This window comes from Pseudoalteromonas sp. NJ631, from assembly GCF_000276645.1.
Taxonomy (GTDB): Bacteria; Pseudomonadota; Gammaproteobacteria; order Enterobacterales; family Alteromonadaceae; genus Pseudoalteromonas; species Pseudoalteromonas piscicida.
The window spans coordinates 33,622-46,677 of record NZ_AKXJ01000004.1 but is presented as its reverse complement, the minus strand read 5'-3'; the positions used below and the strand labels follow the sequence as shown (position 1 = coordinate 46,677).

Here is a 13,056-nt window from a genome sequence, read left to right as displayed (position 1 = left end):
ACACTACGTCACCGTAGGCTAAACACGGTGCAAATCACTTTAGCTCGCTATCGTATCAGCTTGCGAGTGCGGCCTTTACTTTATCACGGTAACTACGGCTGACTTTAAGCTCTTGACCATTCTCAAGTACCAATAAATATTCGCCACTGCTTTGCGTGACCAGTTTACTGATCTGCTTAGTGTTAACAATTGCAGAGCGATGTACGCGCACAAATAACGTTGGATCTAACTCTTGTTCTAGATCTTTCATTGTTTTACGTAAAATATGAGTCTGACCATCGCTACAGTGTAAGCACATGTAGTCACCGGCTGCATCAATCCACTGAATTGACGATGTAGATACTCGAATGATTTCACCCTGCTCTTTTACCGCGAGCGACTCCGGGAATTTTTTATCTTCAATTGTATCTCCTGTTGCAAGTTTTTTAAGGATTTCTTCACAGTTATTACCAGTGATCCCTGCAACAAAGCTGGCTAGCTTTTTCTTATGCGCATTGTCTTGTTGTGTTTTTAAATAGCTTTGCACTTTCTCCACCGCCTGTTTTAATCTGTTGTCATCAACGGGTTTTAAGATGTAATCCAGCGCATGGATCTCAAATGCCTTTACAGCATATTGATCGAACGCGGTTACAAATACGATAGCAGGCAATGGTTTAACACTTTCACTTAACGCTCTCGCTACTTCAAAACCGTTCATGTTCGGCATTTGAATATCGAGAAAGACCAGATCTATGTCCTCAGATTTACATAGATCGATTGCTTGTTGACCACTGCCACACAATTCTACAACTTCGATTTCAGAAAAATCTCTTAACCTTACCGCTAGCCCTTTTCTCGCTAACGGCTCGTCATCTACGATTAGTGTTCTAATTTTGCTCATTACTTCTTCGCCCTTTCATATGGAACGCGAATGTTTACCTTCAAACCAGTTGGCTCATTATCCGATAGCACAAATGAATAGTTGTTTTCGTACAAGGTTTTTAAACGGTCTTTGGTATTCGCTAAACCCACTCCCTGTGCACTTTTCAGTTGCCCATCTTCCAGTTCCGCGCCAGGACCATTGTCTCCTACTTCCAAGAGTAGTTCATTGGCAAACACCTGCGCTTTTATTTCAATTTTGCCGCCATGCTCCATATGGGCAATTGCGTATTTAATGCTATTTTCAATGAGTGGTTGTAGGATCAAGCTTGGTACTAGTGCCTGTTCGGCTTCTTCTGTCACATCAAGCTCAATAGATAAGCGCTCATCAAAGCGCACCTTCTCAATTTCTAAGTACAGCTTTAACGCATGTAGTTCTTGCTCAAGCGGTACCTTTTTTATTGGATCTGTGTTCAATGTATGACGCAAGAAATCACTGAGCCTTGAGACCATTTGATTCGCATCTTTATTCTCTTCAACCAATATAAGCGTTGAAATTGCATTAAGGGTATTGAATAGAAAATGCGGATTCAATTGATATCTCAGCATTTTCAATTGCGCTTCATGGGCCATAGTATTGGCTTTCAAAGCTTTTTGACGCTCACTCTGTAGCAACTGGTAATACTTAATACCAAAGTACAGCCCACTCCAACAGAGTATGATATAAACAGAGTCTAGTCCCTGCTGTAAGTAATAAAACCACTCATCCGGTCGATATCCGTGGCGATATATTTCCCAATGATTAAACTTCTGAACTACCGCCCATAGTGTTCCAGTTACATATGACGCCGTAAACACAACGAATATCAGCACCAACGGTGTTGCATTCCAAATTTTACGATAGAGGTATCGTAGCGGTACGGTCATCAAGCAACCTGCATAGGCATTCAATGCAATGACAAACACATAAATATCACGCATTTCAAAGACTTTTGAGCCAATATAGTTAACTAGCGCGTAGCCCAGCCAACCGGCTATTTGTAATACCCAGAAAAATCTCTGCCTGTTATCAACCAGTGATTGCCACTTCAAAATGATTATACCTCTTCTATCTTAACTGGATTATATCTCAGCATGTCGTCTCTATTCACTGCTGGTGGTCTCAGTTTTTACACACCTTGCCGCAAATAAAAAAGGCACCTTAGTGCCTTTTTTTAAAATAAATTAACCAGTTAATTTATATTCATCTATTCAAACTGTCGCTCTTAAGCAAGCTTGTCGGATGCCACTTTATAAGTAGGATCTGCTTGGCCGTCTAGCTCAACGAGATCTTTAGCCTTACTTAGCAATACTTTACAGTCTTGGCTTAAATGGCGAAGATGAAGCGTTTTACCAGCCTTTTTATAACGTTCAGCTAACGCATCTATCGCTTCAATTGCACTGTGGTCAGCAACACGGCTATGTTTAAATTCAACAATGATATCATCTGGATCATTGTTAACATCAAACAGCTCAGCAAAGTTTTTCACCGACCCAAAAAACAGAGGTCCGTGTAATTCATATACTTTCGAGCCTTGCTCATCAATATAATTATTGGTGTAAATATGTTTCGCATGCTCCCACGCGAATACGAGTGCCGAAACAATGACACCAACGCAAACTGCGATGGCCAAATCTGTAATCACTGTAACCCCCGACACCAAGACGATTACAAATGCATCTGATTTAGGGATCTTTCTTATTAATCTAAAACTTGACCATTCAAAAGTCCCTAATACCACCATAAACATTACACCAACTAACGCCGCAAGCGGGATCATCTCGATAAGGCTTGCCGCAAACAGAATAAATACAAGTAGTAATAATGCAGCTGTGATACCTGACAAACGGCTACGTCCACCAGAATTAATATTGATCATTGATTGCCCAATCATCGCACAGCCACCCATCGCACCAAACACACCACAAGTAACGTTAGCCGCACCTTGACCAATACATTCTCGGTTACTGTGACCACGTGTTTCGGTGATTTCGTCGATTAACGTGAGCGTTAGTAGAGATTCAATCAAACCAATCGCCGCTAGGATAAGTGCGTATGGGAAGATGATTTTAAATGTTTCAAATGTCCATGGCACTTCTGGGATATGGAAAGCAGGAAAACCACCAGCTATCGTTGCATCTACGTTACCTGACATATCTTTCAGATAATCAAGCACATTACGAGCATCTAAATCTAAACCAATAACAATACCGGTTACCACTAAAATCGCCGCTAGACTCGAAGGCACAGCGGCAGTCAACTTTGGCAAAAAGTGAATAATGGCCATAGTCAATGCCACCAAGCCAGCCATAATATATAGCGCCTCACCTTGCATCCACGTAAGATTACCCTGTTCGTCAAGTACTTTGAATTGTCCAAGCTGGGCGAGGAAGATAACGATAGCTAAGCCATTTACAAAGCCTAGCATTACAGGATGCGGTACCATACGTATAAACTTGCCGAGCTTAAATATACCCGCGAGTATTTGTAAGAGGCCCATGAGTAATACGGTTGCAAAGAGATACTCTACACCATGCTCAACAACAAGACTCACCATTACCACGGCAAGAGCCCCTGTTGCACCCGAGATCATACCTGGCCTACCACCAAAGATTGAAGTCACAAGACCGACAATAAATGCTGCATATAAACCGACTAATGGGTCTACTTGTGCAACAAAAGCGAAAGCCACAGCCTCAGGCACAAGTGCCAAAGCGACCGTAAGCCCAGACAGTACATCGTTTTTAGCAGAGCTAGGCGCTTTGCTGATAAGATTAAACATCAATATCCTCTGGTGTGAATTGACTATGAACACAAAGGCGGCGGATTTTAGCAAAAAGCAGCGCCTTTAACAAATAAGATACAAGCTTGTATCGCAAACTCGTTTGCAATACATAGCTCAATAAAGCGGCCTACATTGTAGTATAGAACAATGGTGAAAAGATGACGGGAAGCCCTACCAAACGATGTAGGGCAACAAAATGTATTAAAGTGGTAAGGAAGTGCTGCGCTTAACGCAAGTCATAGTAACGTTTGAGTGTACTTCTTGGACGAATTCTAAATTAAGTAAGTTATCACGAACAAATTGCTCATAGCCTTCAATGCCTTTCGAAATGATACGCAACATAAAGTCCATGGTGCCTGCCATAGAGTAGCACTCTGTCACTTCGTCATAACTTAAGATCAATTTTTCAAACTCGGCAAGGTTGTTGCGGCCATGGTTTGAAAGCCTAACATGCGCATAAACCAACATATCAAATCCGAGTTTTTTCTCATCCAGCAATGCAACTTTGCCTTTGATATAACCGTCTTGCTCTAATTTAGCGATGCGACGCCAACAAGGTGACTGAGATAGTCCCACTTTATCAGCGATTTCAGCGGTAGAAAGACTTGCGTCTTGCTGTAACAATGCCAGTATCTGGCGATCTACTTGGTTCAATGACATATCTATTCTAGTTTAATTAGCACATCAGTCTATTAACCGATGCTGATTGTTATTCCCTGAAGCATAGCAAATTAAAAAATGCACATCACTACTATGCCACTTCCACTATATTTAACCAAATCGGCCACTCATAAAAGGATTTGTCGCCTTTTCGAAGCCAATTGAGGTATTTTCACCATGGCCCGAATGCACCACGACCTCATCAGGCAAAGTAAACAGTTTATCTTGTATAGACTGTTTTAGTTGAGCGGCATCGCCTTTTGGAAAGTCGGTACGACCAACAGACCCTTTAAACAACACATCTCCTACTAAAACCTGTTTTGAGTTTGGTTCATAAAATACCACATGCCCCGGAGTATGCCCTGGGCAATGTCTGACTTCGAGTGCTAGGTTTCCCACCTTAACCTTATCACCATCATTTAACCACTTTGATGGTAAAAAAGCAGCATGATTAGGAAAACCAAACATCTGTGATTGCATTGGTAAGGCTTCTAACCAAAATTGGTCGCCCTGATGAGGCCCAATAATCTCGATGTTAAAATATTCACTTAATTCTGTACTCGCTCCCACATGATCAAGGTGCGCATGGGTAAGCAAGATCATGCTTGGCACTAACCCCTGAGTGTCCAACTGCGCGATAATTTTTTCCGCTTCACCACCTGGATCTACAATTGCAGTGGCTTGTGTTTCTGGACACACGATAACACGACAATTTTGCATAAACGGGGTAACTGGAATTGTGAACACTTGCATGGTTAGTTTGCTCCAAACGACATCAAAACAGGATATTTAAGATACGCATTATCATAAAACGGAGTTCTTGCATAAAGCCACTCCATTCGAGCTTTTGGATCATTTGCAAACTGCTTGTCTTCACGTATTTTTTTATCGAAGGCTAGCGCCATTGCTGGATTTTGTTTTAGCATTTTTCGCGCAAAAGGTTCAAGTGCATAATTTTCAACATATTCTGTACGTTGGAAAATAGTATTGAACTCCCCCCAAGCAAAAAATGAGTCTGGCGCCTCTGGATGTAGCAAGTGAGTCACCAGCTCTCCAGATTTTTGCGCCGTTGCTACTTTATACCACCCACTGAGATCGACCTTGTCTGAGAGCTCCTTAATGTCAAAAGTCGCATTCACTCTAAAGCGCCCTTCAAAAGGAGCAGTATCGAACTTGTAGTCTTTTACTGTAGCTTGGCTTACTTTTTCCACTACCGTTCCATCCGGCAGTGTAGAAACGGTAATTCCGTGCAGTTTTAATTTTTCGACCACTTCCGGATATGCCGGGGGAATGTAAAACTGCTCAGGTACATTCACCGTTGTTTTTACTTCCTTCTGCCAATAAATTGGCAGCTTTTCATAGTCTTGCGGCTCGCCTAAATACTTCGCTTCCAAATGACCAGACAATGCACTTTCAAACTGCTTGTATTTGATGCCTTTAAATTGAATGTAGTCCGGCTCTTTTGCATAGCTGCGTTCGACAACCAATTGTTTCGGTGTGAATTCAGCCTCTTTTTGAACCGCTTCTCGTAATGCCTGAATATTGCTTGAAAGGCCACTGATAACGCCATCCATAAACACATAAGTGCCTAACACGCGCTGCTTATAGGGCTTCAATGAGTGATTCTCTACCAGTATGGTCGGCAGTCCTTTTAAATCTCCCCAACCATTTGAAAATCGTGGTGTTGCCACCCAACCAGCCAACCCTTTTTTAAAGTCTCGCTTATCCATCACAAATACAAGTGGACCTGGAATATGCCCTTGAGCGGCAAGCGCTGCATTAATTTGTGGCGAAATCTGATTTTCTAACACCTCTGCTATTGCAGGTGACTCACTTGCAAAAGTTGGGTTAAAACCATAAGTGACATCGTATTGGTAGTCTGCGCCATCCGTTACATGAACATCGATGTACAGATCCGGATTGTATTCGTTAATCACCTGCATGACCGCCTTGACTCCTGGCGTGTCCAATTTAGTGTAATCACGATTCAGATTTAAGTTATTGGCATTGGTTCTAAAGCCCATAACAGTCGGGCCGCGTTGATTTATACGGTTAAACTCGCTGCGCCTTTCATGCCCATCGACGTTGAGAATAGGGATAAAGAGTAAATTCACTTTCGTCAAGATATCGCGGCGTTTACCGGTTGCAACATCGCGAAGCAACATAAACATTGCATCTTTGCCGTCAATTTCTCCGGCATGAATACCAGCTTGTACTAAAATGGTTGGCTTACCATTATTAATAACATTTGACTTGTCACCGCCCTGCTCCGTTGCAACAATCATTTTAATTGCACGATTACTATTGCTAAACCCAATCGTCTCTAGCTTAAACTGGGTCGGATTGGCAGCCACTAGGCGGTCAACGAATGCCATCGTGTCTGCATAATCAGGAGAGTCTATCGCACCGCTTAGTTCAAAATCAGTCGTTAATGGGCCTTGTTGTTGTAATAGTTGTTCACTTTTGCCCTGCCACTCTATCAAAGGTGGTAAATGACCGTTCATACCTAGCATTGCAGTAAGCATAATAATGCTGGAACTCATCATATTTCTCTATTCCTCTGCTTTTATCTGCCAATTATATCAATATTTTAGATATCGGCTTACAATGTGCGGTGATTCAACAAAAATTTGCAGTTAATCGCAGATAACCATAACTTTAGGGATCAAATGAGCGTACAAAAATCAATTTTAATCACAGGTTGTTCTAGCGGGATTGGTTATTACTGCGCTGTGCAATTGTCAAAAGCAGGATATCAAGTTATTGCTTCGGTTAGAAATGCAAAAGACTTGAATAAATTTGAAGGCACAGACATTCAATGTATTTTGCTCGACTTAGCGTGCGAGCAAAGTATAAATGATGGCTTTAACCAAGCTTTGACAATCGCAAATGGTCAGCTAGACGCGTTGTTCAATAACGGTGCCTACGGCCAACCTGGTGCGGTAGAAGACTTGCCTACAGAGGTGTTACGGCAACAATTTGAAGTTAATTTTTTTGGCTGGCATACGCTCACCTGTCTCGCAGTTGAGCAAATGCGTAAGCAAGGCGCAGGCCGCATTATTCATAACTCATCCGTACTTGGGTTAGTTGCTCTGCCATATCGCGGCGCCTATAACGCGAGCAAATTTGCACTTGAAGGACTTACCGACACCTTACGCATGGAGCTTTCAGATAGCAATATTCAAGTTAGCCTAATAGAGCCAGGTCCAATCGTGTCTAAATTTAGAGAAAACGCAAAACACGCCTTTTTAGCGAATATCGATCACGAAAATAGTGTACATCACAATGCATATCAGGCGCAGCTTAACCGCTTAGGCTCAGAAGAAGCACCACAAAAATTTACCTTAGGACCAGAAGCTGTTTATAAAGCGCTGCAACACGCACTGAGTGCGAAGACTGCAAAGCCGAGATATTACGTTACGTTTCCAACCTATTTGATGGGATACTTAAAACGAATATTGAGCAGTAAGATGCTGGATAAAATCTTAATAAAAAACCGCTAACGCTTGCGTTGATAACGAGTATAAAACTAAAAAAGGAGCCTAAGGCTCCTTTTCAATACCAGGTTTAGTCCTAAGACTAATTCTAGTTCCGCTTATTAAGCAGCTAGACCATCTTTTGCTTTAGCAACTAGTGCTGCGAAAGCTACTTGGTCGTATACTGCGATATCAGCTAGGATCTTACGATCGATTTCAATCGATGACTTTTTAAGGCCATTGATGAAACGGCTGTAAGAAAGACCATTTTGACGTGCAGCTGCGTTGATACGAGCAATCCATAGTTGACGGAAAGTACGTTTCTTAGCACGACGGTCACGGTAAGCATATTGACCAGCTTTAGTTACCGCTTGGAAAGCTACGCGGTAAACGCGTGAACGCGCTCCATAGTAACCTTTAGCTTGCTTTAATACTTTTTTGTGACGTGCACGTGCAACTACGCCGCGTTTAACTCTTGCCATTTCTGATATCCTCTATTAAGCGAATGGTAACATACGATCGATTAGGCCTAGGTCATTCTTATGAACCATAGACTTAGCACGAAGGTGTAATTTACGCTTTGAAGATTTCTTAGTCAGAATGTGACGAAGATGCGACTGTTTACGCTTGTAACCGCCAGAAGCAGTCTTTTTGAAGCGCTTAGCAGCACCTCTGTGTGATTTTAGCTTATAAGCCATTTGCAATAACTCCGAATGATATTGCTTTAACACAATGTAAGTAGGCGGAGATAAACTCACTTGTAGGCCTAGCTTACTACCTAAAACCGGTGAAGGATCAATACCTTACTTTAAAACCGGATAACGCAGGTGGCGTTAGCACTTGAGACCTGCGTTAAATTCGATGCGTATTATGCCGAGATTAAGACTTTTTAGCAATAGGCGCCATCATCATTATCATCTGACGACCTTCTACTTTTTTCGGGAAAGACTCAACTGATGCGATATCTTCCAATTCAGTCTTGATACGTTCTAGTAGATCAATACCAATCTCTTGGTGCGCCATTTCACGACCACGGAAGCGAATTGTGACTTTAGCTTTGTCGCCACCCTCAAGAAACTTGCGAAGGCTACGTAGCTTGACTTGGTAATCACCAACATCTGTACCAGGACGGAATTTAACTTCCTTAACCTGAATTTGCTTTTGCTTTTTCTTTTGTTCTTTTTGGATTTTTGCTTTTTCAAAAAGGAACTTACCGTAGTCCATCACTTTACAAACCGGTGGCTCAGCATTTGGACTGATCTCAACCAGATCTAGACCTGCTTCATCCGCCATGTTTTGTGCGTCTCTTGTTGAGACAATGCCAGCTTGCTCGCCTTCAGCGTCAATTAAGCGAACCTCTTTCGCTGTAATCTCTTCGTTAATACGATTTTTCTGAGCGTTATTTTGCCCTTTTTTGCCGCCTCTAATGGTACGTTCCTCCAAAAAATTCAAAAGTAAATGCGTGCACCAGAAAAAGTAAAGTACACGCAAGTTTATATTTATAGTCGATTTTTAATCTCTTCGCTAACTTTAACGATGAAATCATCAATCGATAATTTACCTAAATCTTCACCAGTACGGGTTCTTACTGCAACTTCTTGTTGCTCGACTTCTTTGTCACCCACCACTAGTAAATAAGGTATACGTTTTAAAGTATGCTCGCGGATTTTAAAACCAATCTTCTCATTTCTCAAGTCGGCACAAGCTCTTATTCCAAGTTTATTCAACTTTTGTACAACTTCGTGGACATAATCCGCTTGTTTATCCGTGATATTCATGATCACAACTTGTTTCGGCGCAAGCCAAGTTGGGAACTGACCAGCATATTCTTCCGTTAGAATTCCAATAAAGCGCTCTAGTGAACCCAGAATTGCGCGGTGGATCATAACTGGTGTTTTGCGCTCGTTACTTTCCGCAACATAAGTTGCACCTAAACGACCTGGTAGTGCGAAGTCTAATTGCACTGTACCACATTGCCACGCACGCTCTAAACAATCATACAGCGTGAATTCGATCTTAGGACCATAAAACGCCCCTTCACCCGGCAGATATTCAAATTCGATGTTGTTAACTTTTAACGCTTCAGCCAATGCAGCTTCCGCTTTATCCCACATTTCGTCCTCACCAATGCGCTTTTCTGGACGAGTCGAAAGTTTTACAACAATCTTTTCAAAGCCAAATGTCGAGTATGTGTCATATACCATTTTGATACAGGCAGATACTTCATCCATGATTTGCTCTTCTGTACAGAAGATATGCGCATCATCTTGAGTAAAGCCACGAACGCGCATCAAGCCATGTAGTGCGCCTGATGGTTCATTACGGTGACAACAACCAAACTCAGCCATACGTAATGGTAAATCACGGTATGACTTTAGCCCTTGGTTAAAGATCTGCACATGACCTGGGCAGTTCATCGGCTTAATAGCATACTCACGTTTCTCTGACTCAGTCGTGAACATCGCATCTGAGTACTTGTCCCAGTGACCTGATTTTTCCCACAAGCCACGGTCCATCATCAACGGACCTTTTACTTCTTCGTACTGATATTCGCGTAGTTTTTCACGAACAAAATCTTCAAGCTCACGATAAATGCTCCAGCCATCATTATGCCAGAATACCATGCCTGGCGCTTCTTCTTGCCAATGCCACAGGTCGAGTGCTTTACCAATTTTACGGTGATCACGCTTTTCAGCTTCTTCTAAACGCTTAAGATACGCCTTTAGCTGCTTCTTGTCAGCCCAAGCTGTACCATAAATACGCTGTAACATCTTGTTTTCTGAATTGCCGCGCCAATATGCGCCCGCCACTTTCATAATCTTGAAGTGGTGACAGAATTTCATATTTGGAACGTGCGGACCACGACACATATCAACATATTCTTCGTGGTGATATAAACCTGGGCGGTCATCTTTCGCGATATTCTCGTCTAGGATTTCCATCTTATAGGTTTCACCGCGTGCTGCAAATGCATCGCGCGCTTCTTGCCAGCTCACCTTTTTCTTTACTACGTCGTAGTCGGTTTTTGCCAACTCCAACATGCGCTTTTCAATCGCTTCAAGGTCTTCTTGAGTAAGCGAATGCTCTAGGTCAACATCGTAATAGAAACCGTTGTCGATGGTAGGACCAATCGCCATCTTAGCTTCTGGGAATAATTGTTTTACAGCGTGACCAATCAAGTGCGCACACGAGTGACGAATAATCTCAAGACCGTCGTCGTCTTTTGCGGTGATGATTTCAAGCGCTGAGTCATTTTCGATGAGGTCACAAGCATCAACACGAACGCCATTTACACGGCCAGCAATCGTTGCTTTCGCAAGGCCAGGACCGATGTCTTGAGCGACTTCTAGAGTAGTGACAGGGTTTTCAAAAATACGCTGACTGCCGTCAGGGAGAGTAATAACTGGCATGATAAATCCTATTTACAGTGGTGACACCTACAATGCATCACATGTATGTAATTAATTTTAAAGTGTGCCTATCAACGCTTTTACGAATAAGCATTGTCTTGCGCGAATTATCGCGGCTCATCCGAGGACTTTCGAATAAGAATCACTATTCTCGCGTGTTACTTGGCTAAGTGCAAGCCTAGAGCTAAAATTAATCTATTAATTTACAAAAACTATTTTGGGATTATTCGTGGCCAAAAAGCGTTATCGGTTTGCAACCTTTAATCTACTAAATTTTGCAGCGCCGCCTTATTCTTTTTATCAACTGCATGAGCACTATAATGAAACACAGTGGCAAACCAAAACTCAGTTTATCACGGGACTTATTCAGCATATAAACCCCGATGTCATTGTGTTTCAAGAAGTCTTCTCACCCGATAGCTTACAGATGCTGTGCGAAGACTTGGGTCTTGTTCACTTTGCCACAGTCGATGCGCCAAGTCCTGATCACGTATACCCATCGGTATTGTTTAAACCCGTGGTCGCTATTGCATCAAAACTACCATTTAAATCCTTTGCGCCGTTAGAGCCCTGCCCCGAGTTACTTGAATACCTTAATAATCAACATCAATTTAAATTCAATCGCACCCCGATAAAATGTAAGTTCGACATTCCAGGCTTCGGGTTACTCGCGTGTTATGCCGTGCACTTTAAGTCTCAACGCGTGCATTCAATGGCCCACATGCTGGGAGATTCCAATCAAGACGACCCGCTACTTACATTACTTCACGAAACCGTAGGTACGATGCAGTCGCAAATCTCACGTTCACTCGAAGCTTCCATCATTTATTACGATGCATTAAAAACACAAAGAGAGAAACAGGCTGCAACGTTGGTGATGGGCGACTTTAATGATGCATTAGACAGCCCAGCATTATCTTTTATGACGCAAGCCTTTCCACCCGTCCTTGCTAGTAATGGCTTTGACAGTGTCGGATTGTTCGACAGTTTTCTTTACGCCGACAACAACCACAAAGTAAAGCCAGCCAGTCATTACTATCAAGGTGAAGGTAACGTACTTGATTACATTCTTTGTTCAAAAGAATTCAATCCCAACCGAGAAACGCCCAGAGTGAAGTCGTTACATTACTACAGTTACGATGCTCACCTTGATCCGAAGCGTATGGACGAAGATATTTGCTATTCTGACCATGCAGCGATAGCAATAGAAATAACACTGTGAGATAATTCAATTTTTGCATAATCTGGACACGAAAATGAGAACACTTGGGGTTGAAATTTCAGGCAGCGAAGCTCTGCTTTGTATGCTAACGAAAGAAGATGATGTTTTTGATATCAGAGACATTCGTCAGCGCCGCTTTACGTTAAGTAACCAAGGGACAGAACTTGATGAAATGCGCAAGTTCCAATTCGACTTTGCAAAACTAGTAGAAGATTACGGCGTAGATTCTATCGCCATTCGTCAGCGCCCACACAAAGGTAAATTCGCAGGTAGTGCGGCTGGTTTTAAAATGGAAGCTGCAATCCAGTTAATTTCAGGTGTGGACGTGCAGTTACTATCTAGCACTGAAGTTAAAGAGCAATTAAAAAGAAACCCAATTCCTGTTGACTATGAAGACACTGGGTTGAAAAAGTTTCAAGAGCAAGCTTTCATCAATGCCTATGTTTATATTCTTCGTAAAACATACGGCAAAGAAGAATAATCATATCAAGGGCCAGCAGTTACTTAGCTACTGGCCTTTTTATTTGCTTCCACATTTATCTCCCCTGTAAATAATTCAAATATAAAATACTTGTAAAAAATTTGCTTTTATTTGATTCAGCCCT

General features: G+C 42.1%; 13 protein-coding genes. 3 read left to right on the top strand and 10 right to left on the bottom strand.

Features of this window, described 5'->3' with window-relative positions; all coding sequences use genetic code 11:
- Nucleotides 1-55: 55 nt before the first annotated feature.
- The 6 genes from A587_RS0108980 to A587_RS0108955 form a co-directional block, all read right to left on the bottom strand.
- The gene (locus A587_RS0108980; RefSeq protein WP_010376983.1) at nt 56-880 is read right to left on the bottom strand and encodes a LytR/AlgR family response regulator transcription factor; all 825 of its coding nucleotides are present in this window, start codon (nt 878-880) and stop codon (nt 56-58) included.
- Nucleotides 880-1,950, bottom strand: coding sequence for a sensor histidine kinase (locus A587_RS0108975; protein ID WP_017217305.1), 1,071 nt, complete (start codon nt 1,948-1,950; stop codon nt 880-882). Before A587_RS0108975 ends, A587_RS0108980 begins: the two co-directional genes overlap by 1 nt.
- 173 nt (nt 1,951-2,123) lie before the next feature.
- A complete protein-coding gene (locus A587_RS0108970; RefSeq protein ID WP_017217304.1) occupies nt 2,124-3,680 on the bottom strand; it encodes a SulP family inorganic anion transporter in 1,557 nt (518 codons plus the stop codon).
- Between the two features lie 204 nt (nt 3,681-3,884).
- Nucleotides 3,885-4,343, bottom strand: coding sequence for an Lrp/AsnC family transcriptional regulator (locus A587_RS0108965; RefSeq protein ID WP_010376979.1), 459 nt, complete (start codon nt 4,341-4,343; stop codon nt 3,885-3,887).
- Nucleotides 4,344-4,454: 111 nt separating this feature from the next.
- On the bottom strand, nt 4,455-5,096 hold the full coding sequence (locus tag A587_RS0108960; RefSeq protein WP_017217303.1) for an MBL fold metallo-hydrolase: 642 nt from the start codon (nt 5,094-5,096) through the stop codon (nt 4,455-4,457).
- A gap of 2 nt (nt 5,097-5,098) precedes the next feature.
- Nucleotides 5,099-6,886: a M14 family metallopeptidase gene (locus A587_RS0108955; protein ID WP_026000935.1), complete on the bottom strand. Its 1,788-nt coding sequence runs from the start codon at nt 6,884-6,886 to the stop codon at nt 5,099-5,101.
- A 126-nt stretch (nt 6,887-7,012) separates the two neighbouring features.
- Here A587_RS0108955 and A587_RS0108950 point away from each other — a divergent pair, with 126 nt between their 5' ends.
- Nucleotides 7,013-7,846, top strand: a complete 834-nt coding sequence (locus A587_RS0108950) for an SDR family oxidoreductase (RefSeq protein ID WP_017217301.1) — start codon at nt 7,013-7,015, stop codon at nt 7,844-7,846.
- 95 nt (nt 7,847-7,941) lie between these two features.
- Here the strand turns inward: A587_RS0108950 and rplT are convergent, their stop codons facing one another.
- From rplT to thrS, 4 genes are all read right to left on the bottom strand, one after another.
- Nucleotides 7,942-8,301, bottom strand: coding sequence for a 50S ribosomal protein L20 (gene rplT / locus A587_RS0108945; RefSeq protein ID WP_010376973.1), 360 nt, complete (start codon nt 8,299-8,301; stop codon nt 7,942-7,944).
- A 15-nt stretch (nt 8,302-8,316) separates the two neighbouring features.
- The gene (rpmI, locus tag A587_RS0108940; RefSeq protein WP_010604868.1) at nt 8,317-8,517 is read right to left on the bottom strand and encodes a 50S ribosomal protein L35; all 201 of its coding nucleotides are present in this window, start codon (nt 8,515-8,517) and stop codon (nt 8,317-8,319) included.
- A 181-nt stretch (nt 8,518-8,698) separates the two neighbouring features.
- Complete coding sequence (gene infC / locus A587_RS0108935; protein WP_017217300.1) at nt 8,699-9,262, bottom strand: translation initiation factor IF-3; 564 nt, start codon at nt 9,260-9,262, stop codon at nt 8,699-8,701.
- 56 nt (nt 9,263-9,318) lie between these two features.
- Nucleotides 9,319-11,229: a threonine--tRNA ligase gene (thrS, locus tag A587_RS0108930; protein ID WP_017217299.1), complete on the bottom strand. Its 1,911-nt coding sequence runs from the start codon at nt 11,227-11,229 to the stop codon at nt 9,319-9,321.
- 229 nt (nt 11,230-11,458) lie between these two features.
- On the opposite strand from thrS, the gene A587_RS0108925 reads away from it, so the two are divergent.
- Both A587_RS0108925 and A587_RS0108920 read left to right on the top strand, forming a co-directional pair.
- Entirely contained in the window at nt 11,459-12,451 is a 993-nt protein-coding gene (locus A587_RS0108925; protein WP_010376969.1) for an endonuclease/exonuclease/phosphatase family protein, read from the top strand.
- A 34-nt stretch (nt 12,452-12,485) separates the two neighbouring features.
- The gene (locus tag A587_RS0108920) at nt 12,486-12,932 is read left to right on the top strand and encodes a DUF3010 family protein (protein WP_010376968.1); all 447 of its coding nucleotides are present in this window, start codon (nt 12,486-12,488) and stop codon (nt 12,930-12,932) included.
- The last annotated feature ends 124 nt before the right edge of the window (nt 12,933-13,056 follow it).

Excerpts from the sequence above, each read along its gene's own strand:
- A587_RS0108980 (WP_010376983.1), bottom strand. The coding sequence starts at position 880 with ATGAGCAAAATTAGAACACTAATCGTAGATGACGAGCCGTTAGCGAGA.
- rplT (WP_010376973.1), bottom strand. The coding sequence starts at position 8,301 with ATGGCAAGAGTTAAACGCGGCGTAGTTGCACGTGCACGTCACAAAAAA.
- thrS (WP_017217299.1), bottom strand. The coding sequence starts at position 11,229 with ATGCCAGTTATTACTCTCCCTGACGGCAGTCAGCGTATTTTTGAAAAC.
- A587_RS0108960 (WP_017217303.1), bottom strand. The coding sequence starts at position 5,096 with ATGCAAGTGTTCACAATTCCAGTTACCCCGTTTATGCAAAATTGTCGT.
- A587_RS0108970 (WP_017217304.1), bottom strand. The coding sequence starts at position 3,680 with ATGTTTAATCTTATCAGCAAAGCGCCTAGCTCTGCTAAAAACGATGTA.
- rpmI (WP_010604868.1), bottom strand. The coding sequence starts at position 8,517 with ATGGCTTATAAGCTAAAATCACACAGAGGTGCTGCTAAGCGCTTCAAA.
- A587_RS0108920 (WP_010376968.1), top strand. The coding sequence starts at position 12,486 with ATGAGAACACTTGGGGTTGAAATTTCAGGCAGCGAAGCTCTGCTTTGT.
- A587_RS0108955 (WP_026000935.1), bottom strand. The coding sequence starts at position 6,886 with ATGAGTTCCAGCATTATTATGCTTACTGCAATGCTAGGTATGAACGGT.
- A587_RS0108950 (WP_017217301.1), top strand. The coding sequence starts at position 7,013 with ATGAGCGTACAAAAATCAATTTTAATCACAGGTTGTTCTAGCGGGATT.
- A587_RS0108965 (WP_010376979.1), bottom strand. The coding sequence starts at position 4,343 with ATGTCATTGAACCAAGTAGATCGCCAGATACTGGCATTGTTACAGCAA.